22 protein-coding genes and 1 pseudogene are annotated in these 22,499 nt (G+C 65.4%); 11 read left to right on the top strand and 12 right to left on the bottom strand.

All coding sequences use genetic code 11. From position 1 onward, the window contains the following. Positions 1 to 10: 10 nt before the first annotated feature. From VGM61_RS18640 to VGM61_RS18630, 3 genes are read left to right on the top strand one after another with little or no spacing between them, the layout of a single operon-like run. On the top strand, positions 11 to 556 hold the full coding sequence (locus VGM61_RS18640; RefSeq protein ID WP_331524420.1) for an RNA polymerase sigma factor: 546 nt from the start codon (positions 11 to 13) through the stop codon (positions 554 to 556). Then, positions 553 to 966: a hypothetical protein gene (locus VGM61_RS18635; RefSeq protein WP_331524419.1), complete on the top strand. Its 414-nt coding sequence runs from the start codon at positions 553 to 555 to the stop codon at positions 964 to 966. Before VGM61_RS18640 ends, VGM61_RS18635 begins: the two co-directional genes overlap by 4 nt. A 17-nt stretch (positions 967 to 983) precedes the next feature. Further along, positions 984 to 1,886 carry a DUF4097 family beta strand repeat-containing protein gene (locus VGM61_RS18630; RefSeq protein WP_331524418.1) on the top strand — a complete coding sequence of 301 codons (903 nt, stop codon included), beginning with the start codon at positions 984 to 986 and terminating at the stop codon, positions 1,884 to 1,886. A gap of 3 nt (positions 1,887 to 1,889) precedes the next feature. Here the strand turns inward: VGM61_RS18630 and VGM61_RS18625 are convergent, their stop codons facing one another. Beyond that, positions 1,890 to 2,867 (bottom strand): hypothetical protein, encoded by a 978-nt coding sequence (locus VGM61_RS18625; protein WP_331524417.1) that lies wholly within the window; start codon positions 2,865 to 2,867, stop codon positions 1,890 to 1,892. A gap of 230 nt (positions 2,868 to 3,097) precedes the next feature. Here VGM61_RS18625 and VGM61_RS18620 point away from each other — a divergent pair, with 230 nt between their 5' ends. Then, positions 3,098 to 5,998, top strand: coding sequence for a bifunctional diguanylate cyclase/phosphodiesterase (locus tag VGM61_RS18620; RefSeq protein WP_414694915.1), 2,901 nt, complete (start codon positions 3,098 to 3,100; stop codon positions 5,996 to 5,998). 9 nt (positions 5,999 to 6,007) lie between these two features. Here VGM61_RS18620 and VGM61_RS18615 read toward each other — a convergent pair whose 3' ends face one another. From VGM61_RS18615 to VGM61_RS18605, 4 genes are all read right to left on the bottom strand, one after another. Beyond that, positions 6,008 to 7,300 carry an OmpA family protein gene (locus tag VGM61_RS18615; protein WP_331524416.1) on the bottom strand — a complete coding sequence of 431 codons (1,293 nt, stop codon included), beginning with the start codon at positions 7,298 to 7,300 and terminating at the stop codon, positions 6,008 to 6,010. Between the two features lies 1 nt (position 7,301). Next, entirely contained in the window at positions 7,302 to 7,409 is a 108-nt protein-coding gene (locus tag VGM61_RS19575; RefSeq protein ID WP_414694914.1) for a YadA-like family protein, read from the bottom strand. A gap of 17 nt (positions 7,410 to 7,426) precedes the next feature. Then, on the bottom strand, positions 7,427 to 8,197 hold the full coding sequence (locus tag VGM61_RS18610) for a hypothetical protein (protein WP_331524415.1): 771 nt from the start codon (positions 8,195 to 8,197) through the stop codon (positions 7,427 to 7,429). A gap of 82 nt (positions 8,198 to 8,279) precedes the next feature. Next, complete coding sequence (locus tag VGM61_RS18605; protein ID WP_331524414.1) at positions 8,280 to 9,254, bottom strand: AraC family transcriptional regulator; 975 nt, start codon at positions 9,252 to 9,254, stop codon at positions 8,280 to 8,282. A gap of 324 nt (positions 9,255 to 9,578) precedes the next feature. On the opposite strand from VGM61_RS18605, the gene VGM61_RS18600 reads away from it, so the two are divergent. Next, a complete protein-coding gene (locus VGM61_RS18600; protein WP_331524413.1) occupies positions 9,579 to 10,301 on the top strand; it encodes a DUF2968 domain-containing protein in 723 nt (240 codons plus the stop codon). 11 nt (positions 10,302 to 10,312) lie between these two features. Here the strand turns inward: VGM61_RS18600 and VGM61_RS18595 are convergent, their stop codons facing one another. Beyond that, complete coding sequence (locus tag VGM61_RS18595; RefSeq protein ID WP_331524412.1) at positions 10,313 to 11,227, bottom strand: Hsp33 family molecular chaperone HslO; 915 nt, start codon at positions 11,225 to 11,227, stop codon at positions 10,313 to 10,315. A gap of 155 nt (positions 11,228 to 11,382) precedes the next feature. Between VGM61_RS18595 and mtgA the strand changes: the two genes are divergently transcribed. The 3 genes from mtgA to VGM61_RS18580 are packed head-to-tail and all read left to right on the top strand — an operon-like array spanning position 11,383 to position 13,507. Next, entirely contained in the window at positions 11,383 to 12,081 is a 699-nt protein-coding gene (gene mtgA / locus VGM61_RS18590; RefSeq protein ID WP_331524411.1) for a monofunctional biosynthetic peptidoglycan transglycosylase, read from the top strand. A gap of 3 nt (positions 12,082 to 12,084) precedes the next feature. Continuing rightward, positions 12,085 to 13,044 (top strand): glycosyltransferase family 2 protein, encoded by a 960-nt coding sequence (locus VGM61_RS18585; protein ID WP_331524410.1) that lies wholly within the window; start codon positions 12,085 to 12,087, stop codon positions 13,042 to 13,044. Positions 13,045 to 13,078: 34 nt separating this feature from the next. Further along, on the top strand, positions 13,079 to 13,507 hold the full coding sequence (locus tag VGM61_RS18580) for a CBS domain-containing protein (protein ID WP_331524409.1): 429 nt from the start codon (positions 13,079 to 13,081) through the stop codon (positions 13,505 to 13,507). Between the two features lie 22 nt (positions 13,508 to 13,529). Here the strand turns inward: VGM61_RS18580 and VGM61_RS18575 are convergent, their stop codons facing one another. Continuing rightward, complete coding sequence (locus tag VGM61_RS18575; RefSeq protein ID WP_331524408.1) at positions 13,530 to 14,861, bottom strand: NTP/NDP exchange transporter; 1,332 nt, start codon at positions 14,859 to 14,861, stop codon at positions 13,530 to 13,532. A gap of 167 nt (positions 14,862 to 15,028) precedes the next feature. On the opposite strand from VGM61_RS18575, the gene VGM61_RS18570 reads away from it, so the two are divergent. Further along, entirely contained in the window at positions 15,029 to 16,438 is a 1,410-nt protein-coding gene (locus VGM61_RS18570) for a serine hydrolase domain-containing protein (protein WP_331524407.1), read from the top strand. On the opposite strand, the gene VGM61_RS18565 is transcribed toward VGM61_RS18570, so the two are convergent. The 5 genes and pseudogenes from VGM61_RS18565 to gcvT all read right to left on the bottom strand — a co-directional run bounded on the left by VGM61_RS18565 (position 16,435) and on the right by gcvT (position 20,519). Beyond that, a complete protein-coding gene (locus tag VGM61_RS18565; protein ID WP_331524405.1) occupies positions 16,435 to 17,469 on the bottom strand; it encodes a TonB family protein in 1,035 nt (344 codons plus the stop codon). The two genes, VGM61_RS18570 and VGM61_RS18565, sit on opposite strands and share 4 nt — an antisense overlap. Positions 17,470 to 17,854: 385 nt before the next feature. Beyond that, a complete protein-coding gene (locus VGM61_RS18560; RefSeq protein ID WP_414694916.1) occupies positions 17,855 to 18,199 on the bottom strand; it encodes a hypothetical protein in 345 nt (114 codons plus the stop codon). Further along, positions 18,173 to 18,403, bottom strand: a pseudogene (metJ, locus tag VGM61_RS18555) (met regulon transcriptional regulator MetJ); the annotation flags it as partial. The gene VGM61_RS18560 and the pseudogene metJ, both read right to left, overlap by 27 nt. A gap of 555 nt (positions 18,404 to 18,958) precedes the next feature. Then, complete coding sequence (gene gcvH, locus VGM61_RS18550; RefSeq protein ID WP_331524404.1) at positions 18,959 to 19,357, bottom strand: glycine cleavage system protein GcvH; 399 nt, start codon at positions 19,355 to 19,357, stop codon at positions 18,959 to 18,961. Between the two features lie 55 nt (positions 19,358 to 19,412). Then, entirely contained in the window at positions 19,413 to 20,519 is a 1,107-nt protein-coding gene (gene gcvT / locus VGM61_RS18545) for a glycine cleavage system aminomethyltransferase GcvT (protein WP_331524402.1), read from the bottom strand. Between the two features lie 64 nt (positions 20,520 to 20,583). Here gcvT and VGM61_RS18540 point away from each other — a divergent pair, with 64 nt between their 5' ends. Together VGM61_RS18540 and VGM61_RS18535 are read left to right on the top strand one after the other, a co-directional pair. Next, the gene (locus VGM61_RS18540; RefSeq protein ID WP_331524401.1) at positions 20,584 to 21,726 is read left to right on the top strand and encodes an ABC transporter permease; all 1,143 of its coding nucleotides are present in this window, start codon (positions 20,584 to 20,586) and stop codon (positions 21,724 to 21,726) included. Further along, positions 21,723 to 22,499, top strand: coding sequence for an ABC transporter ATP-binding protein (locus tag VGM61_RS18535; RefSeq protein ID WP_331524400.1), 777 nt, complete (start codon positions 21,723 to 21,725; stop codon positions 22,497 to 22,499). Before VGM61_RS18540 ends, VGM61_RS18535 begins: the two co-directional genes overlap by 4 nt.

The following is a 22,499-nucleotide window of genomic DNA, read 5'->3' as shown; positions in this document are numbered from 1 at the left end:
CGGAACACCCATGCCAGAGCTCGCCGCCGAGCCCTCGGATGCCGCCATCGTTCGCGCCGCTGCCGCGGGTGATCGTCGCGCCTTCGAAAAGCTCTACCGGCTGCACGTGGACAAGGTCCATGGCGCGGTGCTGCGCCTGGCGGGGTTCGACCACGCCCGCGCCGAAGACTTCGTACAGGAGTCCTTCGTCCGGGCATGGCAAAAGCTCGATACCTTCCGCCACGACTCAAGCTTCGGCACCTGGATCTATCGGCTGGCGGTGAATACCGCGCTGATGGCCATCCGTGCCCGTAATGCGGATCCGGTAAGCATCGTCGACGACGAACACCTGCCCGACCCTGCGGACAATCCGTTCTGCCCGGCCGAGCGCGACGAACTGGAGCGCGCCATCGCCGCGCTGCCGCCACGCGCCCGTGCGGTACTGGTACTGCACGACGTGGAAGGCTGGAAACACGAAGAAATCGGCAACGAGCTCGGCATGGCCGTCGGCTCGTCCAAGGCCCAGTTGCATCGCGCACGCTCACTATTGAAGCGCGCGCTAGGAGACACTCCATGAACGAATTCGAATACCTCCGCCAGATGCGCTCGCTGCGCAGGCCCGTGTCGCCCTCGCGCGACCTGTGGGCTGCCATCGACGGGCGCCTGGACGAAACACCGGCTACCCGGTCACGCCATCTGTGGACGCGGCGCCTGGCCGTGGCCGCCGCCATCTTCGGTGTGGCGATCTTTTCCGGCTCCATCGCCCTGCGGCTGGCCGCCCCGGAAAGCAGCAACGTCGCCAGCAGCACGCACTGGAAGCCCGACGATCCCCGCCTCACCGGCGCTGCCGTGGAACTTGCCACCGCGCATAGCGAGCTGACGCAGGCCATGCACGACTCACCCGATTCCCCGGCCCTGCGCCGGATCCTTGACCGTACCCAGCGCCAGCAGGAACGCCTGCGCCAACTCGACCGCCAGGCCGGCTAAGGCCGCAGGAGAACCCCATGAAGATCATCCACTACACGCCCCTGCTGCTCGCCCTGGCCATCGGCCAGGCCATGGCCGACACGCCGATCAACCTGAGCGCCGCGGCTCGCCCCGACGCGCATGTCAGCATCGACAACGTCAAAGGCGAAGTCACCGTCACCGCCTGGGACAAGCCGCAGGTGGAAGTATCAGGATCCCTCGGCAGCGGCGCCCGGCCGCTGAAGATCGAAGGCGACGACCGCAACCTGGACATCAAGGTGTCAGGCAGCGAGGAAGGCCGCTGGTTCAACTGGAAATCCGACAACCGCATGGGTTCCACCACGCTCAACGTCCGCGTGCCCAAGGGCGTTTCGCTGGATATCAATGTCGTCAGCGCACCGGTGACCATCGACGGCCTGGACGGCGGCAAGGTCAACGTGGAGAGCGTGAGCGGCCGTGTGCGCATGAATGCACGCACCAGCAGCATCAACTTCAATACCGTCAGTGGCAGCATCGACCTGGGCGGCCATGTCGGCGACGCGGAACTACAAACGGTAAGCGGTGATATCACCGCGCCATCCGTGGGCAGCATGCTGAAGGCCGAAACAGTTTCCGGCCACATGAACATCAACGGCGGTCCCTACCGCAAGGCGGAACTGAGCACCGTATCGGGTGATTTGCAACTCGGCGGCGGCATCGAAGGCGACGGCAGCATCAACATCGACTCGATGAGCGGCGACGTGCAGATATCGGTGCCGGGCAACCTGTCGGCAAAGATCACCGCCAACACCTTCAGCGGGCAGCTGCGCAGCGATTTCGGCGAAGCGAAGAAGGGCGATGAAGGCCCGGGCAGCGAACTCGATGCCACCGCCGGTAACGGACGCGGCAAGCTGCACGTGGAAACTTTCTCAGGCGACCTGAAGATCCGCAAGGGCCAGTAAGGCCTAGAGATCCTGGTGGTACTGCACGTACGGCGTACGCGACTGGTCGGGCTCGGGACCGGCGGCGGGTGTCGGTGCAGCGCCACTGGACCACACGTTCTGTGCACCGATGCTCAGCTGGCCCTTCCAGGGCAATTTCACCGTGACGCCAAGGTCGATCGCACTCCAGCGGCGATCGGCATTGAGCTGGTTGATCGCCCCGGCTTCCGGCTGCATCACGCGACCGACGATGCTGCCCGACAGCGGGCCGCGATCCACACCAAGGCTCAGGGCTTTCTGGTCGACTGTGCTGATACCCAGCAGGTTGCCCGGCAGCAGCCGAATGCGGCCGACACTGGCACCGACATCAAGACCCGATTTGCCGTCGAACGGCACGCGTCCCTGGGCATTGATCTGGGTGCTGCTGCCAAGGGCCGAAAGCGGCAGTCCATTCGCCGTCCATGCGCCTGGCGTACCAGGCAGGACACGCGGCAGCGTGGCGTCGGAAGGACGCGACGAACCCACGCCCAGTCCAAGGCTATAGCCGGAAATGTTGTAGGACGCGCCGATTTCGCTGGCGATGATGCGCGGCGGGGTGCCGCCGGCAACACATGCGGCGTTGTTGGGCATCGCGCAGGCATCGGCGGTATTGACCCACGAGTGATCGGTGACGCCGGCATGGGCCGTGAGATTCTTGCCCAAATCGTAATTCAGGCGAGTGGAAAGTGCCTGGGAGGCATCGACCGCGCTGAAGGTGATCGGGTTGATTTCACTACCCACGCGGCTATTGCTCGATTCCGCTTGCAGGGCCACCATGCGGCCATCAGGGGCGCGCCACAGGGGTACCGCTACACCGGGGCCGACTTCGGCCATGCGGTCAGGCGGCTGGTTCAGCAATTTTGCCGCATCCGTGCCTGGATTTGCGCCGGCCACGGTCTGACCCGCGGCCGCAAGCGGCAGCGAAATCAACAACATGGCGATGGAACGGCGCAATGAGAACACGTCGGAAATGGGTCCCGGTTGTCGGGCCACCCTCCCCCACGGACGGCAGCAACCCGAATATACCGCGTTTTACAAATAACTAACAGTCCCCTGACTCAAGTTGGGGCCAAGATAGTCGAAAAAGACAGAGGGGAAGCTCCGTTGGTTCCCCCCGTTTCGCCCTTTTTCCTCGCCTTCGGGGAAAGACGCGGATATAAACTGAATCCTACCTATCCGGGACCCAGGCTCGCATGACGCTCGCCTCGACAACCAGCGCCGAACTCAGCCCCTTCCAGGGGCTGCCGGACGATGTCCCGCGCGAGGCCATCGAGCAATTGTTCGCGGCCGTGGACATGGCAGCCGTTCGCGACATAATCGAAGAAATTGCCCGTCAATCGCTGCCTGATGCCGTTGTCTACTGGCGGGCAGGCGAAAGCACCGACGAGTTTCGGGAAAGTATCGACCTGCTGCTGGCTGAGGATACCCACGGCAAGCGTGAACTGCGCGTGGCCTCCCCACTGGATGCTGGCGCCGATCCGGGCTGGGGCGAAAAAATCGACTGGCTGGGACGTCTTGCCGCAGCCCGTCTGCGCCAACTGGGCGAAACCGCCAACCTGTACGAGGCTATCTCCCGCCTTGCGCTGGCAGAACGCCTGCAGCGCGCGCTCTATGCGATTGCCGAACAGGCCAGCGCCGAGCACAACATGAAGGACATGATGAGCGCGCTGCACGCGATCGTCGGCAGTCTCATGTATGCGGAAAACTTCTTCATCGTGCTGTACGACGCGCAGAACGAAACCGTGCGCTTCGCGTACTTCGTCGATTCGGCCGACCCTGACATCCCTGACCACGAAGCCGTGGCGCCGCTGGGCACGATCGAACACAGCCTTACCTGGTACCTGCTGAAGAATGGCCGCCCGATGATGGGCGCCAGCGAAGACCTCGAGCAACGCATCGAAGGCCCGCACCGTCGGCAGGGTCCCTCCTGCGCCGACTGGCTCGGCGTGCCGATGAAGCGCGGCGAACGCGTGGTGGGCGCGCTGGTGGTGCAGAGTTACCGCGACGACACGCGCTACACCGAAAATGACCGGGAACTGCTGGCCTACGTGGCACAGCATGTGCAGACCGCCCTGGAACGCCGCCAGGCGCACGAGGAACTCGAACGCCGTGTGGCCACGCGCACCGCGGCGCTGCGTGAGGCCAACCGGGTGCTGCGCCAGCAAGTGCTGCAGCGCCAGCGTGGCGAGCGTCTGCAGTCGGCGCTGTTCCGCATTGCCGAGCTCACCAACGCCTCGGAAAGCCTCGAAAACTTCTACGCCGCCGTACACCGCGTGATCGGCGGCCTGCTGTATGCGCGGAATTTCTATATCGCGCTGCTCACCGATGATCAGTCCAGGCTCAGCTTCCCCTACTCCGTGGACGAGCTCGACCGCGCGCGCAACCAGCGCGAACTGGGCCGCGGCCTCACCGAATACGTCCTGCGCAGCGGCAAGGCGCTGCTCGCCGACCGTGATGAAATCGATCGCCTGCACCGCGAGGGCATCCTGGTGGCCTCGGGCGCGCGCTCGTTGCACTGGCTGGGCGTGCCGCTGATCTGGGGCGAACGCTCGATGGGCGTGCTGGCGGTACAAAGTTACTCGCCCGAGCACACCTACAGCCCGCGCGACCAGGAACTGCTTACGTTCGTCAGCTACCACGTGGCCAACGCGCTGCAGCGCAAGCACACCACCGAATCGCTCAAGCAGGCCTATGCCAGCCTGGAGCGCCGCGTCACCGAGCGTACGCGCGCGCTGGCGCTGGCCAACCGCGACCTGCGCGAACAGATTGCCGAACGCGAGCGCGTCGAGCGCCGCCTGAAGTACGAAACGCTGCACGATTCGCTGACGGGCCTGCCCAACCGCACCTTGCTGCTGCAGCGCCTGGACCAGGCCCTGTCGCACTACCATGCCAACACGGCCGAAACCTTCGCGGTGCTCTTCGTCGACCTCGACCGTTTCAAGGTGATCAACGATTCGGTGGGCCACCTGGTGGGTGACGACCTGCTGTTCCAGGTGGGCGGGCGCATCCGCGCATGCCTGAAGACCCGCGATGTGGTTGCGCGCCTGGGCGGGGACGAATTCGCGGTGCTTGCCGAGGGCATCACCGAGCCTGCGCAGGCGATGCAGATTGCCGAACGCATCATCCAGGAACTGCAAACGCCCTTCCGCCTGGGCGCCAAGGAGATCTTCACCTCCGCGTCCATCGGCATCGCCATGCCGGGCCCCGACTACCAGCGCCCGGAAGATCTCCTGCGCGATGCGGATTCGGCCATGTACCGTGCCAAGGACGAAGGCCGCCACCGTGCCGCCGTGTTCGACGACGGCCTGCGCCGCGAGGCGCTGAGCCTGCTGGAGCTGGAAGGCGACCTGCGCCGCGCGCTGGGCCGCAATGAATTCGTACCCTTCTTCCAGCCGGTGGTGGAACTCGAGGACGGCCGCATCGTCGGCTACGAGGCGCTGATGCGCTGGCGCCATCCCGAGCGCGGCCTTCTGGCCCCCGGTGAGTTCCTCAACGTGGCCGAGGAAACCGGCTGCGCGGAGGCCATCGACTGGCAGATCTTCGAGCAGGTGTGCCGGCAAGCCCGCGCGCTCACGCGCGATGAAGGCTTTGTCAGCATCAACGTATCGGGTCGCCATTTCCGCTCACCCGACCTCGACGAACGCTTGCTGGCGCTCTTTGCCGAACACAACGTGCCACCGCGCACGATCCGTGTGGAAGTGACCGAACGTGCGCTGCTTGAGAACCCCGCGCAGGTGAAGAGCATCCTGAACAACCTGCGCGACAAGGGTGTTGGCATTGCCCTTGACGATTTCGGCACGGGTTATTCGAGCCTGAGCTACCTGCACCAGTACCCGATCGAAACGTTGAAGATCGACCGCTCGTTCGTGATCCAGCTCAGCGACGAAAACGACAGCCAGGGAGCAGCCGTGGTCCGCGCCATCCAGGCGCTGGCCGATTCGCTGAAGATGCAGGTGATCGCCGAAGGCATCGAAACACCGGTACAGCGCGCAGCGCTCATGCGTGTGGGCTGCAAGTTCGGACAGGGTTTCCTGTTCGCCCAGCCGGCACCGGCCACCACCTGGCTGCACTCCCCGGGCAAGATCAGCGCCTGACGGCGCCGGTCAGTGCGACATCGCGTCGGGCGGTGCCAGGCCATTGATCTCGACACGGCGATCGGGCGCCAGGCATTCGGACAAGGCCTTGCCCTTCTTCTTCCCGCACTCGGCCACGGGCTCTTGCTCGCCCTTGCCGATTGCCGTGATGGTGTCGGCAGGCACACCGCCCTCCACAAGGTACCTGCGCACGGTCTCCGCGCGTCTTTGCGAAAGCCTGAGGTTGTTCTTCGCCGTACCGATGCGGTCACTGAAACCCACGACGGAAAGATCATGGAACTGGGTGGGCACCTGCACCGATAACAGCATGATGTCCAGGCGTTCGCGGCCGGCGGGCGTGAGCTTTGCCGATCCCGGCGCGAATGCCGCATCGCTGGAAAGGGTGACCGGCGGCATGGGCGCCAACGGGAGGGGCAGCGCGGCTGCGTTCGAGGCGACCGGCGTCTGCACCGTCGGCGCCGGCGTGGAGGAATCCGCAGCGGCAACTGGCGTCGGCGCCGGTGGCGCGGGTGTTGGCGCAACCGGCGTCGCAGGTGTCGACGCAGGCGACGGCAGCGGGGTCTGGCTGGTAGCGGCAAGCACGGCGTCACTGGCCGGCGACGCGGTCGCGGTTGCGGTTGCAGGCGTGGATGCCGAAGCAGGTGCGACAGCCGTTGCCGGTGCCGTTGCCGAAGTTGCGGGTGCCGCGACGGTTGCACTTGCGACAGGGCCGACCGCTGGCGACGCGATCGGGGCCGGCGTCGGGGTCGGGGTCGGGGTCGGGGTCGGGGCCGAAGCTGCCGGTGCAGGAGCAGTCGTCGATGCCGGCGCGGAAGGCGCGACAACGACCGGCGCCTTGGGCTGCCATGTGGCTACAGGAGGTACCTGCGTTGCCTTGGCAAGCAGAGCCGCCTGGCACCCATCGGGCTGCCAGTGCATGTCGCTCACGCGGTCGTCCGCGTCGAACGCCACCAGGAACTGGCACTGCTGTACCTGGTCGGCCTCGTCGCGGTAGTTGAAAACGTAGTTCCAGTGCGGTGCATCCATGCCTTCCTGGAAATGCGGCATGCCGATCAGGGCGTATACCTGCGAGCGCGCCAGTCCCGGCTGCACCTGGGCGAGCCTGGAGGTGTCGACGAAGACGCCTCCGGGAATGGCCGCACTGGCAGGGTCTGGGAACGTGATGGCGGGCTCCGCCGGAGCGGAAGACGCGCGCCTGGGAGCCTGCGCGCACGCTGCGAGCGACCCGATGACCACGAACGCAAGCAGGAACTTCGTCCCGGTCGCGCGCCATGACGACGTGCGCCCCGTTCCCTGGGTCACTTCATCCTTCCCACATGCCTGCCCCGATGTTGACGCCACCGTCACTCCGCGAATTCGTCGTTAAGTTGAGGTTATACACCCAGCGGCCATTCCCGGAAATCAACGACACGCCATAGGCATGCCGACCTACCCGGCACCCGACTGACGCGAACGATCAGGTGGATGCGAGGGCCGTGGATGGTAATCGGCTTCGCGATCACCTGGCGTCGCCGTCGGAACGATGTTTGCCAGCACCGTGGCATCGCGTTTGCGGCGGTGGTGGCGACGCCATCCCACCACTTCGAGCAGCAGCAAGGCAAGCACCACGGCACCAGCTATCCAGCTCCATGGCCGCCTCCAGAAGCGCACACCGCCATCGTCCTGTTCGGCGACTGCGGCGGTCGCACCACCCTTGGATGTCGACGCGGGCGCTCCGGTGGATATCGTCACCGCGGCAGCAGAAGGCGCAACGACAGGCGCCCTGGCAGGCAAGGGTGGAGCTTGCTGGCGGGGTGTCGTGGCGACCTTCGGCGCCGATGGCGCAGGCGTTGCGCGATTTGCCGGGCGCGGCAGTTGCCTTGGCGCGGTGATGTCGTGGGACGAGGATGCAGGTCGGGTCGCTGCGGCGCCGCCTTCGTGTTCGGACCGGACAGGCTTCTCGGGCAACGGTGCCATCGTGCTCCGCCGGGATGGTTTGACCGGTGTGGATGCCTGCGCTTTCGCCGTCGTCGCTGCCCGAGCCGGGGCATGGGCCTTCGGCTGGGTGTATTGGGTCATCGTGCCGGTGAGGTCGTCGAGCTGGGTTGCCGTCTTCTGGCCGAATGCCGGCGCGGCTACCGCGGCAGCCATGCACGCCAGCCACACGCTCCTGGCGGCGCCTGCGCGCCTTCCGGACGATCCGCCCGTTACCTTCCCCATGGTTGCCTTCCCGCCCCGCCTTGCCACCGTTGGTGCAAGTACAGCGTCATTGACTACCAATCGCAAGTCGCGGGGAAAGCAATCAATCTCCGGCGATTTCGCCCTGCTGGCTGCGGACCAGGGTGGCACGCGGCAATTCGCCGAAAGTTTGCCGGTAATGCTCGGCGAAACGCGACAGGTCCCACATGCCGCAACTCAGCGCCACCGACTTCACCGAACGACGGCTGGCGTCGGCCTCCATCAGGCTGCGATAGGCCGCGCAAAGACGCAGCAGTGACAGGAAGCGATTGGGTGGGATGCCGACCAGGTCGTCGAAGGCGTAACGCAACGCACGCTCGCTGGCCCCGGCCGCATTGCATAGTTCCTGGATGTAGATGTCGCGGCGCAGGTTCGCCCGCATGAAGTCTTCCACGCGTCGCACCGTGACGTAGTGCGCCCGGCGGCCGCGGGTGGGAACCGGGCGCTCCTCGGCGGTGGCGCCAAGCGTCGCCGCCAGGTGCCGTCGAAGCAGTGGCGTCACCAGCTCGCCTGCAGGTTCGCCGCTCTCCAGGCGGGCGCGCAGCTCGTCGTAGCCATCACCAAGCGATCGGGCCTCTCCCGAGTGACCGGCGATGAACATGCGCAGGCGATGGGCGGTGGGCTCCGGATTGTCGGGCGACAATGCGGCGAATTCCGTGCGCAGGGTGGTTGCGGGCAGCAGCATCAATGTCCAGCGGCAACCGGCAACCAGCAGCAACTCGCTACTACCTTCGGCGAGCACCGTGGCCACCGAACCTGGTTCCAGCCCCACGCCGTGGCACCAGCTCTGCGGTGCGGTGTCATGGATGTAAGCCACCAGGCTCGTGTCCTCGGGCATGGTGAAACTGGCCCGGAATGAGAACCCATAGCAGCCGGTGATCAACACGCAATCGCCCGCTTGTTGCGTAACCACTTCACCTTCCAGTGCCGCGGCTCCCAACAGCACCACATCTGCCTCGCAAACGCCCAACACCGCCGATACTCCGGCCAGGTCGAACGAGCGCACCACGCCTCCCCCGTCGCTGATTTCCCCACCCACGCGCGTTGCTCCATTCAGGCTGTGGCACCGTAGAATTTATAGGAGCAAACACCTGGGTGTATAGCTGCACGAATTCGGCAACTACCCGGGCTGATTTAAGTCGTAGCCCACGGTCTTGAGCCTGGTTCCGGCTGCTCCGGGTAAATACCCCTGCTGGGGCCCCCCGGCGAGCCAATATCCGGCTGCTGGCTGCCGGCAGGACCAAATCGGACGGAAAAATCGCCCCGGCGGCGTGGCGGACAGGTGTCGCACCCATTAAAGTATGGATTCAGGTGCCGTTTCAGTGCGAAATGGCCGCAGGGAATCCGCATGACACGAAAGGCCATGACAACCGCCTCCAAGCTGGCTGCCTGCCTTGTGCTGGCCCTTGCCCCCGTGGGCATGGTTTTTGCCGCCAAGCATGCCCCGGCCCCGCGGCCCCCGGCAGCCGCGCCAGCAGCGGCCCCGGCCGACGTGCCCACCGGCCCGTCCCAGATCAGCGGTGCCACGGCCGACGAACTGCGGCGCCTGGTCGATGAACACGCGCTTTCGGAACTGCGCCGCACCGCCAACGGCAGCTACGCCGCAAGCCTGCTGTTCGATGCCGACCACCTGGTGTACTACGTGGTGCTGTCGCACAACGCCGAGTACTGGCGCGTGATCAAATCAGACGTGGTGGCCGACGCCGAGCGCGTCTACCGCACCTTCGCCCAGCAAAGCGAGCAACTGGCCCAGACCGACATCGACACCGTGCGCCTGGAGGCCGGTCGCAAGTACGGCGAGAAACTCCTGAGCCTGAACCAGCAGCGGCTGGCCAAGTTGCAGGAAGATGCCCAGCACCGGCAGCAGCAGGCCACGCAGGTGGCCGCGATGCAGCAGCAGGCCAAGGCACAGGCCACCTCGCTAAGCACGGACCTGCGCAGCACCCGTGCACAACTGGAACAGGTACAGCAGAACATCCGCACGCTCGAGGCTCAGCAGGCCGACCCCCTGCTCACCCTGCCCGAGGCACCGGCGCCGACCACGGCACCGGCCCCGACGCCGGCAGAGCCGGCCCACCAGCCCTGATGCCCTGAGGTTTACTGCAGCCGCGTCGGCGCCGCCGGCACGGCCGCGGGATCGGCGGCAAGCACCTGCTCGGCGTCCACCTTGTCGAAGGTGTAGCGCTGCGCACAGAACTCGCAGATCACCTCGATCTCGCCGTCACGGGCATCGAGCGCGGCCTGCACTTCCTCGCGCCCCAACGATCGCAACATCGCCTGCACACGCTCGCGTGAACAGCTGCAGCCAAAGGCAAGCATGCGTGGCTCGAACAGACGCACGTTCTCTTCGTGATACAGACGGAACAGCAATTCTTCCGGGCGCGTGGTGGCAAGTTCCGCCAGGGTCAATGTGTTGGTCAGGTGGCTGACGCGATTCCATGCATCGTCGTCCGACACACCGCCATGGCCGCCTTCGCCAGGCATCTTCTGCAACATCAGGCCCACCGCGTGATCGCCATCGGCCACCAGCATGATGCGCGCGGGCAACTGCTCCGATTGCATGAAGTACCCCTCCAGCGCCTGGGCCAGTGAAGGTTTGTCCAACGACACCAGTCCCTGGTAGCGCTGGCCACGCTCGGCACTGCCGATGGTGATGGCCATCAGCGCGTTCTCCATCGCACCCAGGTCCAGCGACCCGGGAAGCGGATCGTTCCAGCGGGCCAGTCCGCGCAGGCGGCCCTGGTCGGCGCACTCGGTAAAGAGCAGGCGCAGCGGGCCGGAACTCTTGAACTCCACCGACAGCGTGCCCTCCAGCTTGATGTTGCCCGTCAATAGCGCGCTGGCGGCCAGGCTCTCACCCAACAGGCTGCGCAACGGCGCCGGATAGTCGGCACGCGAGGCTACTTCGCGCCAGCTGGAGCCCAGGCGCACAAGCACGCCGCGCACACCGGCCTCCTCAAGCAGGAAGCGGTAAAGGACATCATCAGTGGGGAAGGTGGGTGTATCTGTCACGTCGGTCTCCGGCAAGCACGCTAACGTGGGGGCGGGCAGCTTCGATGGCAACCTTCCCGCCCGGCCACGACGGCCCTACGTATACTCTGCCTCATCCTCCGCCCGGCCAATCCATGCCCACGCATTCACGACCTTTCTGGATTCGCTTGCTGCGCATGGCCGGACTGGCCCTGCTGGCCTTCGTGGCGGTCTCCTGGCTGGCCGTGCTGGTGATGCGCTTCGTGCCGCCGGTGACTTCGGCGATGATGCTTGAGCGCCGTATCGAGGCCGCTGTCACGAGTGAGCCGAATTTCCATTTCAGCCACCGCTGGGTGCCGGCCAGTGAAGTGACGCCGCTGGTACCGCTGGCCATGGTAGCCGGCGAGGATCAGAAATTCCCTTTCCACCATGGCTTCGACGTCGACGCCATCCAGGACGCCATCGATGCGGCGGACGAAGGTAAACGGCTTCGTGGCGCCAGCACCATCAGCCAGCAGGTGGCGAAGAACCTTTTCCTGTGGAATGGCCGCAGTTTCATCCGCAAGGGGCTGGAGGCGTATTTCACCGTGCTGCTGGAGCTGACATGGCCCAAACGGCGCATCGTGGAGGTGTACATGAACATCGTGGAGCTTGGTAACGGCATCTACGGCGTGGGCGCGGCCAGCGACGCGTTCTTCCATGTGCCGCCCTCGCGGCTGTCGACGACGCAGGCGGCCATGCTGGCCGCGGTGCTGCCCAATCCACGGCGCCTGCGCGTGGACAGGCCCAGCGCTTATGTCATGCGGCGCACCGCGTGGATCACCCAGCAGATGTCGCAGCTGGGAGGCCCTGCCTATGTCACTTCGAATCATCCCGTACCACGACAAGGACGCTAACCGATGACGGAACTCACTGTGCTGGTCCCGGCCTATAACGAAGCCGATGGTCTGCCCGACTTCCATGCGCGGCTGGCGGCCGTGCTCGACACGATGCCCGGCACGGTGCGGGTGCTTTACGTCGACGACGGCAGCAGCGACCTCACGTGGGCTGCCATCACGGCACTGGGCGCCGCCGATGCGCGCGTCACGGGCCTGCGCCTGTCGCGGAACTTCGGCAAGGAAGCGGCGATGACCGCCGGCCTGGACAACGTCGACGCCGACGCGGTGGTGGTGATCGACGCCGACCTGCAAGACCCTCCTGAAGTGATTCCGGCGCTGGTGGAGCGCTGGCGCGCCGGGTACGACGTGGTCTATGCCACACGCCACACGCGCGAGGGTGAAAGCCGTTTCAAGCGCCTGACCTCGGCGGCGTTCTATCGCGTGATGGAAAAGCTCTCCGATACCCCCGTGCCCCGCGACACCGGAGACTTCCGCCTGTTGTCCCGCCGCGCCGTGGAAGCCCTACGCCAGTTGCGCGAGCGCCAGCGCTTCATGAAGGGCCTGTTCACCTGGGTGGGCTACCGACAGACCGCCGTGGTCTACGACCGGCAGTCCCGCCACGCCGGCAAAACCAAGTGGAACTACTGGCGCCTGTGGAACCTCGCCATGGAAGGCATCACCTCGTTCTCCACCGCACCGTTGCGGCTGGCCACCTGGGTAGGCGTGAGCGCTGCCTGCCTGGCCTTTCTTTACGGCCTGTGGGTGATCATCAAGGTGCTGGCCTTCGGCGATCCGGTACGTGGCTATCCCACCTTGATGGTGGTGATCCTGTTCCTGGGCGGCGCACAATTGCTGGCCCTGGGCGTGATCGGTGAATACGTGGGCCGCAACTATGCCGAGAGCAAGGCAAGGCCGATTTATTTCATCGAAGACCGGCTCGCTTCACATGGCGATAACGGAGCCGGCCACGCGCCGGACTAGACTGATTCCATCGTTCCACGCGGAGGGGCAGGACATGCAGCAAGTCAAGCATCTGTTGCAGGGCAAGGGTAGCGAGGTATTCGCCGTCGCCCCGGACGCGCCGGTTTACGAGGCCATCCGAGCCATGGCTGAGCACTTTGTGGGCGCGCTGGTGGTGCTCAGGGGCAGCGAGCTGGTAGGCGTGATCTCCGAGCGCGACTACGCCCGGAAAGTGATCCTGCAGGGCAAGTCGTCCGCGCAGACGGCGGTGGACGAAATCATGACCACGCCGGTGATGACGGTGGGCCTGGACAACACCGTGGATGAATGCATGCGCCTTTGCACCGACGGCCGCATCCGCCACCTTCCGGTGGTACATGGGGGCAAGGTGGTGGGGGTGGTGTCCATCGGGGACCTGGTCAAGGCAGTGATCGACGACCAGGCTCATGAAATCGACCAGTTGCAGCGGTACATCGCTTCTTAGAAATATCGAACGCCGCGCAGCATCAAGCCGCGCGGCGTGTGTCGATGTCTGCTTCAGGCAGGAGATCGGGCGACGTACCGGCCCTGTGGCTGATCCAGGTGGCCACCAGCGAGCCACACATGGAGATCAGCGCCATGCCGGCGACACCCACGCCCAACGCACGCAGGCCCACGACGCCTGAGGTCACCAGGACATCGCCCAGCCGCCAGACGGCGGTCTCGACGAAATTCTTGCCCTTGTATCGTTCTTCGCGTGCCACGCGCGTGTACAGCACGTCACTGGCGGGCTTGGTCATGCCGTAGGCCATACCGCGGGTGACCACCTGCATGATGGTGATCACGGACACCGACACCGCCACTGCGCCACTGAACCACGGCAGCGGGAAGGCCAGCACGAAGCCGCTGGCGGCGGCCACCCACAACAGCAGCAGCACGTTCACCACCGAGGGGATGATCAGCCCCCACGTCGCGCCCAGGCGCACCAGCACCCACCGGGTGATGGTGAATTGCATCAGGGCGCCGAAGAGGTTGATGGCCAGGTCCAGGCGCGAGTAGAACTGCGTGATGGCCACCTTGTCGTGCATCGTCGCATGCACGGCGTCGGCGACCAGCGCATAGGCCAGGGTGCCGATGCCGTCGCTGAGCAGCATCAGGATGGCCATGTTGCGAAGGAAGGGCTGCGACCACGCCGCCCGTATGCCTGCCAGCAGGGAGCCGCCGATGGCCACGTCCTCCACCACGGCGGCGCCCTGGCGCGGCGGTTGCCGACTTGACATCCAGAGCAGGCAAACCAGCGCCAGCGCCAACATGCATGCCGATACCACCAGCAGGGGCGCGATGCCCACGACCGATACCAGGGTGGACGTAATCACGGGGCCGAACAGCGCGCCGCCCATGCCGCCCATGGCGATGATCGGGAAGACCGCACGGGCACGGACGCTGTCGTAGATGTCCGCCATGAAACTCCAGAACAGCGACACCACGAACACGTTGAACACCGTGGTCCAGACGAAGAACACGATGCCCAGGTTCCGGGCACCGATGCGGTCCTGGGCCAGGAAGGCCGGGACGAACGCCACCAGGCAGGCGATGAAGAAGCTGTAGCTCCAGGCCAGGAGCGGGGCACGCCGGAACCGGGACACCATGTAGCCGAAGAGGGGTGCAAGGAGCAGGGTGGCTACGAACACGGCAATATAAAACGCCGGAAGCGCGGTGGAACCCACCGCACCGATCAGCTGGTCGCGCACCGGGCGGATGATGTAATACGCCGTAAGCACAAGGAAAAACGCCAGAGCTGGCAACCACGGCAGGCCTTCACGGCTGGTGGCTCCAGTGGCCGGTCGCTCAGAAGTCATGCGATCAGGAATTTCCACGGGCGTTACGGCGCAGACTATCACGCCGGATGCGACACACCGGGCGCTGAACGGATCGAAACCGTACGTTGTTACAGACGCCGAAGTCGCCCACAATGCCGGTGCGGCTCTTGCTCGCAGCCCTTGTCCCCGCCGGTCGCCTTTCCCGCATGCCATCACGTTTCAGCCTGCTCTTCGCACTTGCCGCCCTGCCCGCCACCGTGGCCCTGGCGGCGCCCCCACCCGCCCCCGCTGTTGTCGTCCACGCCGATCCGCAGGCAGCCCACCTGCCGCCGGAGCGCGTGAAGGAGACGATCGAGAACTACAAGGGGTGGCTGGATACGGTTCAATCGCGCGATGCCGTGGCGGGCCTGGCCACTGCCGTGGTGGTGGACGACAAGGTCGTCTTCGAACACACCATCGGCTACGCGGATGCGGCGACCAAATCGCCGGTGCTGCCCACCACGGTGTTCCGCCTGGCCTCGCTGTCCAAGGCTTTCGCCACCGCCGTGACCGGCATCCTGGTGCACGACGGCCGGATGAGCTGGGACACCAAGCTGGTCGATGCCCTGCCCTTCTTCAAATTGAAGGACATGCAGGCGGCGCAGAAGGCCACGGTGCGCGACATCCTGGGCCAGCGCCTGGGGTTGCCCAGGAACACTTACGACAACATGCTCGAGGACAACATGTCCTATGAGGACCTCGTCCGAAAGCTCGACGAGGTGGACCTGGCCTGCGGTGTCGGCCAGTGCTACGGCTACCAGAACGTGGCTTTCAGCCTGATCGGCGATGTCGTCTATGCGCAGACGGGCGATTTCTTCTACCGCCAGGTGGAACGCCGCGTGTTCGCGCCGCTGGGCATGGACACCGCCAGCTATGGCCGTGATTCACTGGAGGCCAGCGCCAGCTGGGCGCGCCCCCATCGCGCGGCCGGCCACGGCTGGATCTCGTTCGAGCCGAAGGAAAACTATTACCGCGTGGCCCCGGCCGCGGGTGTGAATGCATCCATCCGCGACATGGAGCAGTGGCTGATCGCGCAAATGGGTGGGCATCCGGATGTACTGCCGTCCTCGGTGCTCGATGTATTGCACGCGCCGGAGGTGTCCACGCCGTCGGAACTGCGCGCCACGCCCTGGCGCGCTGCGCGCCTGACCTCAGCTGACTACGCACTGGGCTGGCGCGTCTACACCTATGCCGGGGAAACCCTCGTGTTCCATGCAGGCGCGGTGGAAGGCTACCGCACGATGATCGCTTTCTTCCCCAAATACCACGCCGGCGTTGTCACGCTGTGGAACTCCACGGGCCCCGTGCCATCGGGGCTGATGCCGATGGTGCTCGATGGCCTGATCGGTGCGCCGCACGTCGATTGGGCCGGCGTGGAGGGCGCCGCACCGACGCGTATCGTGCCGGCGATCGCCACCAAGGCCCGTGGCAAGGCGTCGAAGGGTAAGGCTACCGCTGCGGCGGCCCGGTCGCATGGCAAGGGCAAGCCCGCGGCGACGGCTTCGAAGAAGCGGGCGGGCAAGGCCCGCGCCACCAACACGGCTCAGAAGAAGAAGGCGCCGGCCAACGACGACTAGCGGCCGAGCTTGAACTCGATCCGCCGGCGCATCGTTACCGGCATCGGCTCACCGTTGCGCGTGGCCGGGGTGAATTCCCACTTGCTCACCGCGTCGATCGCCGAACGGTCGAACACATGCTTGGGCTGCGCATCGACGATGCTTACGGCATCCACACCGCCGGTACCGCTGACGGTGAACTCCACGTCCACCCAGCCTTCCTGGTTGGCGCGCTGCGCCGCCGTCGGGTAGCGCGGGTTGACGCGATGCGTGAGCACCGCGTCGGTGATCTTGACGTCATCGCTGGGCGTGGCATGTGTGACCGCGGCGACGTTGCCCGTGGCGGCGCCCGGAGCCGTCGCCCGCGGCGCCGCAGCCTTGGTGGCGGCGGCAGCGGCCTGCTGACGTGCGGTTTCGGCGGCGGCCTGCTGCTCTGCCAGGGCGCGCGCCGCGGCTTCCTTCTGTTGCTGTTGGGCCAGCGCCGCCTGACGCTGCTGGTCGAGCAGCTGTTGCTGCTCGCGATCGAGCGTCTTGCGCTGCGCGTCGAGCTTCGAGCGCAGGATGGTGAGCGTGTAGTTTTCCGGATCGGCCTTGGCCAGCAGGTCGATCTCGCGCTGGGCTTCGGCGAAGTCGCGCTGGTTGATCGCGGATTCCGCGGAACCGGAGGCAAAGGTGAACGTTTCGCGCAGCGCGTCGGCGGCCACGGCGTTGCCCGGTTGGCGCTCGAGCGCCTTCAGGTAGAACTCGTAAGCGTTGTTGCCCGCCGGTGCCACCAGGCGGCGATCGTTCATCGCCTTGCGGGCTTCGGAAAGCAGCTGGTCGACGCTGAGACGGTCCACGTCGGTGGGTGCGGCCACGCTGGTGGCGGCTGCCGGAGCCTGTCCAACGGTGGGTGCGCCGTTGATCTGCTCCACCGCTGCCTTGTTGGGCAGGTACACCAGGAAGTAGGCGGCGACGGCGAGGGCGAAGAACACCGCGATCACGGCGATGAGCATCTGGCTGGTCGAACCGCGGACCAGGCGTGGTGCGAAAACCGGACGACGCTTATGCATGTGCTCTCACCACCGACTTAAGGTATGGATGGAACGTGAAGGTCGATGCCGGCAAGGGCGCTGGGGAAAATCCGTACAGGCCATGCCGGGCAACGGTGCGCCTGGCATCCATCGCAACGCGCGACCTGGCATGTTTCCCCTTGCAAAGCCCCCTGTGGCTCTCCCCGCCGCGCGCCCAAAGGCACGTCACGGACGCGTGAAGTAAACCGTAAAAACCGCTCCACGGCAAACCATCGGCCGGCGCGGCCATAACTTTAGCGCCGCATAAACGAAGCGCCCCGGCTTTGGGCCGGGGCGAAGGGCTTCGAAGTGCCCTCCCCGCGCTGGGCGTCGCGGGGAGGGAAAATTCGATCAATACGACTTCTAGTTATTTGGGTACCGCTTATTACTTCTTGACTTTGGCAGTGCGGGTGGCGCGAGCCACCTTGGCAGCGGCCGTCTTCTTCACGGCAGCCTTGCGCGGGGCCTTCCTGGCGGCTTTCTTGGCAGGGGCCTTCTTTACAGCCTTCTTAGCAGCAGTCTTGCGGACGGCCTTCTTGGCGGCAGTCTTGCGGACGGCCTTCTTGGCGGCCGGACGCTTGGTGGCCTTCTTGGCCGCCGGACGCTTGGTGGAGGCCTTCTTGGCGACGGTCTTGCGGACGGCCTTCTTGGCCGCGCTCTTCCTGGCAGTTTTCTTTGCAGTTTTCTTGGTCGTAGCCATAGTTCTCTTCAGCTCCTCATCGGTTGGCAGTGGTTGCCCAGTAAAAGCATGGAGGAACGCTTCGACGAGCAAGTCGCTATTCGTCGCGTGCCTCAAATTGTTCACTTGTCGGCGAGTGCGTTCGTCGGAAAGCAGTCGCAACACGTGGAGTGGAATCGATACCGTGATCTTCCGGACCGCACCCGCTTTGGAACCGTGTTCGACATACGCTGCGACGAATCTTCCTGTACCCATATCACCCGTTCCCCGTCAATTGTTGCAGAAGCTATTCCTGTCCATATCCGGTGTCAATCAATTTTGGCCATGAAATTAAGGCGTTGCGATTCCCCCTCGAGGGTCGCCAGGCCCCCTGCGAAGGGGTCGGGCGGTGTTTTCGCCTCACTATCGAAAGACGTATGGAAGTCCAAATGAAAATTGCCGCATTGTTGTCCTGTTACACGAAAACCCCTTTAATCAAGCGATTTTCGTGACAACGGCGTTTTGTGTTCAGCATTCGATTGCGTGGCATGCAGCATCGCCGATGCACGTCGCCGAACGTCCGCGAACGTCGTTCCAGGGCGATGAACGGTAGTCAACCGGGGCGTAAAAAAAAATTTCCGAAAAGTCCCTCCAGGCACCCCGGAGACACCCCGCGGGGGTGATCGGCGACTCTTCGATGGGTTCATGCGCGCCGGCCGGGCGATGCCCTGGCCGTCATCTCGCGCTGCATATTCGACACCGCCGCGAACACGACGGCGACCATCCACTCCGCGCAAATATTCCGCGCGCGGCGTGGATGGCGCGATGGAATCAGTCGTCGTTCTCGACAAGCTCGCCGTACGCGTCGGCGTCGAGGAGTTCTTCCAGTTCGTCACGGTTTTCCACCTTGACGCGGAAGATCCAGCCGTCGCCATAGGCGTCTTCGTTGATCGTTTCCGGCTTGTCGGTGAGGGCCTCGTTCACCTCGACGATTTCGCCGGACACCGGGGAATAGATGTCGGAGGCGGCCTTGACCGACTCCACCACGGCAACGCCGTTGCCGGTGCCGGCCTTCACCGTTGCGCCAACTTCCGGCAGCTCGACGTAGACCAGGTCGCCCAGCTGGGTCTGCGCGTGGTCGGAGATGCCCACGCGCACGGTGCCGTCGTCTTCGACGCGTGCCCATTCGTGGGATTTGAGGAACTTCAGGTCGCCTGGGATCTCGCTCATGGGGGTGCTCCTGGGGTTTTAGATCGGGCCGGATTGTAACCGGCGCCATGCTGGATCAGATGACGATGCCGTCCTGCGGCTTGCCGTCGCGGACGAAGGGATATTTGACGATGCGCACGGGCACTTCGCGGCCGCGGATGTCCACGCGCACATCGCCGGGGTCGCCCACCGGGATGCGGGCGAAGGCTACCGCGCGGTTGAGGGTGGGGGAAAAACTGCCGGAGAGGATCTCACCCTCACCGGCGGCGCTGAGCACCTTCTGGCCGTGCCGCAGCACGCCTTTTTCATCGAGCACCAGGCCGACCATGGTGCGCGGCACGCCTGCGTTCTTCTGTGCCTCGAGCGCGGCGCGGCCGATGAAGTCGCGACCCTCGTCGAGCGATATCGTCCAGCCGAGGTTGGCCTCCCACGGCGTGACGTCTTCGTCCATATCCTGACCGTAAAGGTTCATGCCGGCCTCGAGCCTAAGCGTGTCGCGGGCACCCAGGCCCGCGGGCGCGACGCCGGCGGCGGCCAGGGCCTGCCACAGCTCCACCGCACGGGTGTCCGGGACGATGATCTCGAACCCTTCCTCGCCGGTGTAGCCGGTGCGCGCCACGAACAGCGGGATGCCGTTGGGTCCCTCGACCTCGGCGGCGACGAACTTGCCCAGCTTTGCAACCTTCGCTCGGCTGTCCTCAGGTAACAGGCCCAGCACGGTGTCGCGGGCGGTCGGTCCCTGCACGGCGATCATGGCGAACTCCGGACGCTCGCGCACGGCCACGCCGAACGCCGTGGCCTGGCGTTCGATCCAGGTGAGATCCTTGTCGCGGGTGGAGGCATTCACCACCAGGCGGAAGAAATCCTCGCGCAGAAAATAGGCGATGAGGTCGTCGATCACGCCCCCACGCTCGTTGAGCATGCACGAATACAGCGCCTTGCCGGGCTTGGCCAGCTTGTCGATGTTGTTGGCAAGCAGATGCCGCAGGAACGGCCGCGTGGCCTCGCCGGTGAGGTCCACTACGGTCATATGGGACACATCGAACATGCCGGCGGCCTGGCGCACGGCGTGGTGTTCTTCGATCTGCGACCCATAGGCAATGGGCATGTCCCAGCCACCGAAGTCCACCATGCGGGCGCCGAGCTCGCGATGCGTGGCGTTGAGGACGGTTTTCTGGGTCATCGACTTGGGCTCGATTGCTTGGGGAAGCAGTCATTATCCTTGGAATCTTGCTAGCCTTCCATGCATGGCAACCGAGGGGACACCAGGCACGGCCAGCATCGACGTTTCGTCGGGCACGGGCCGCCTTGTGGTCGCCGGCGACTGGACCCTCCCCTACTACGCCACCCTGCACGCGCACATGCGCATCTGCTGCGACCAGGTAAGCGACCATACGGCCGTGGACTTCTCCGGCCTGGGCGCCCTGGACACGGCCGGCGCCTCGTTGCTGGCCGATCTGCTGGGCCCTGCACGGGTCGCGCGGCTGGCCGCCGGTACGGGCCTGCCCGATGCACGCGCGGCGCTGCTGCAGACGGTGGGCAATGCCCTGGCCGCGTACTGCAAGCCGGCGCGGCCGCGACGGTCGAAGGGGCTGGAGGATTTCCTCGCCCAGATCGGCGCAGGGGTGGAGAGCTTTGGAAAGCAGACACTCAAGCTGCTCGGCTTCGTCGGCATTGTCTTCGAAGCCCTGGGGCGCACCTTCTGGCGCCCGAAGCGCTGGCGCGTCACCTCGCTGGTGTCGCACATCGAGCAGACCGGCCTGAACGCCCTGCCCATCGTGGCGCTGCTGTCGTTCATGGTGGGCGCGGTGGTGGCGTTCCTGGGCGCCACGGTGCTGGCGGACTTCGGCGCCACCATCTTCACTGTCGACCTGGTCGCTTATGCCTTCCTGCGGGAGTTCGGCGTGATCCTGACGGCGATCCTGCTCGCCGGCCGTACCGCCAGCGCCTTCACCGCGCAGATCGGTTCGATGAAGGCGCGCGAGGAGATCGACGCCATCCGCACCCTGGGCCTGGACCCGGTGGAACTGCTCGTGCTGCCACGCGTGCTGGCCCTGCTGGTGGCTCTACCGCTGCTCACCTTCATCGCCATGATGGCCGGCGTGATCGGCGGCGCGGTGGTTTGCTACGCCACCCTGGGCATCACGCCCACGATGTTCATTAACCTGTTCCACGAGGACATCCACCTGCGCCAGTTCCTGGTGGGCATCGCCAAGGCGCCGTTCTTCGCCTTCCTTATCGCGGTGATCGGCTGCATGGAAGGCTTCAAGGTGGCCGGCAGCGCGCAATCGGTGGGCGAGCACACCACCTCGGCGGTGGTGCAGTCGATCTTCGTGGTGATCCTGTTCGATGCCATCGCCGCCCTCTTCTATACGGGGATGGGTTGGTGAGCGCACGCGAGCCGATCATCGAGGTACGGGACCTGGCCAACCGCTTCGGCGAGCAGACCGTGCACGAACACCTGGATCTGACCGTGTATCGCGGGGAGATCCTTGGCGTGGTGGGCGGATCAGGTACCGGCAAGTCGGTATTGCTGCGCTCGATCGTGGGGCTGCGGAGGCCATCGGCGGGATCGGTTCGGGTGTTCGGAAAGGATCTGTTGGCCTTGCCTTCCGAGCAGCGCTCACAACTGGAGCGCCGCTTCGGCGTACTGTTCCAGGACGGCGCGCTGTTTTCCTCGATGACGGTGGCCGAGAACATCGCCCTGCCGCTGATCGAGCACGCGCTGCTTAGCCGCGAGGACGCCACTCGCCTGGCCGCGGTGAAGCTGGCGCTGGTGGGCCTGGCCAGGGACACCGCCGGCAAGTACCCGGCATCGCTCTCCGGCGGCATGACCAAGCGGGCGGCGCTGGCCCGTGCGCTGGCGCTGGATGCGGAAGTGTTGTTCCTGGACGAACCCACCGCGGGGCTGGACCCGATCAGCGCCGCCGCCTTCGACCAGCTGCTGCTGACACTACGCAACGCCCTGGGCTTTACCGTGTTCCTGGTGACGCACGACCTGGATACGCTTTACACCACGTGCGACCGCGTGGCTGTGCTGTCGCAAAAGCGCGTGCTGGTGGCCGACACGCTGGAGAAGGTGGCGGCCACCGACGATCCGTGGATACGCGAGTACTTCCATGGTCCACGCGGCCGCGCTGCGCGTTCTTCCTTATCTATATAG

The organism is Pinirhizobacter sp. (assembly GCF_036499745.1).
In the GTDB taxonomy this organism is placed as follows: Bacteria; Pseudomonadota; Gammaproteobacteria; order Xanthomonadales; family Rhodanobacteraceae; genus Pinirhizobacter.
Note: the sequence above shows the minus strand (reverse complement) of the source record. Positions and strands in the feature narration are given on the sequence as shown.

Coding starts and splice junctions, on each gene's coding strand:
- VGM61_RS18640 (WP_331524420.1), top strand. CDS start 11: ATGCCAGAGCTCGCCGCCGAGCCCTCGGATGCCGCCATCGTTCGCGCC.
- VGM61_RS18575 (WP_331524408.1), bottom strand. CDS start 14,861: ATGACTTCTGAGCGACCGGCCACTGGAGCCACCAGCCGTGAAGGCCTG.
- gcvT (WP_331524402.1), bottom strand. CDS start 20,519: ATGACCCAGAAAACCGTCCTCAACGCCACGCATCGCGAGCTCGGCGCC.
- VGM61_RS18630 (WP_331524418.1), top strand. CDS start 984: ATGAAGATCATCCACTACACGCCCCTGCTGCTCGCCCTGGCCATCGGC.
- VGM61_RS18580 (WP_331524409.1), top strand. CDS start 13,079: ATGCAGCAAGTCAAGCATCTGTTGCAGGGCAAGGGTAGCGAGGTATTC.
- VGM61_RS18585 (WP_331524410.1), top strand. CDS start 12,085: ATGACGGAACTCACTGTGCTGGTCCCGGCCTATAACGAAGCCGATGGT.
- VGM61_RS18565 (WP_331524405.1), bottom strand. CDS start 17,469: ATGCATAAGCGTCGTCCGGTTTTCGCACCACGCCTGGTCCGCGGTTCG.
- gcvH (WP_331524404.1), bottom strand. CDS start 19,357: ATGAGCGAGATCCCAGGCGACCTGAAGTTCCTCAAATCCCACGAATGG.
- VGM61_RS18540 (WP_331524401.1), top strand. CDS start 20,584: ATGGCAACCGAGGGGACACCAGGCACGGCCAGCATCGACGTTTCGTCG.
- VGM61_RS18610 (WP_331524415.1), bottom strand. CDS start 8,197: ATGGGGAAGGTAACGGGCGGATCGTCCGGAAGGCGCGCAGGCGCCGCC.
- VGM61_RS18570 (WP_331524407.1), top strand. CDS start 15,029: ATGCCATCACGTTTCAGCCTGCTCTTCGCACTTGCCGCCCTGCCCGCC.
- VGM61_RS18635 (WP_331524419.1), top strand. CDS start 553: ATGAACGAATTCGAATACCTCCGCCAGATGCGCTCGCTGCGCAGGCCC.
- VGM61_RS18620 (WP_414694915.1), top strand. CDS start 3,098: ATGACGCTCGCCTCGACAACCAGCGCCGAACTCAGCCCCTTCCAGGGG.
- mtgA (WP_331524411.1), top strand. CDS start 11,383: ATGGCCGGACTGGCCCTGCTGGCCTTCGTGGCGGTCTCCTGGCTGGCC.
- VGM61_RS18600 (WP_331524413.1), top strand. CDS start 9,579: ATGACAACCGCCTCCAAGCTGGCTGCCTGCCTTGTGCTGGCCCTTGCC.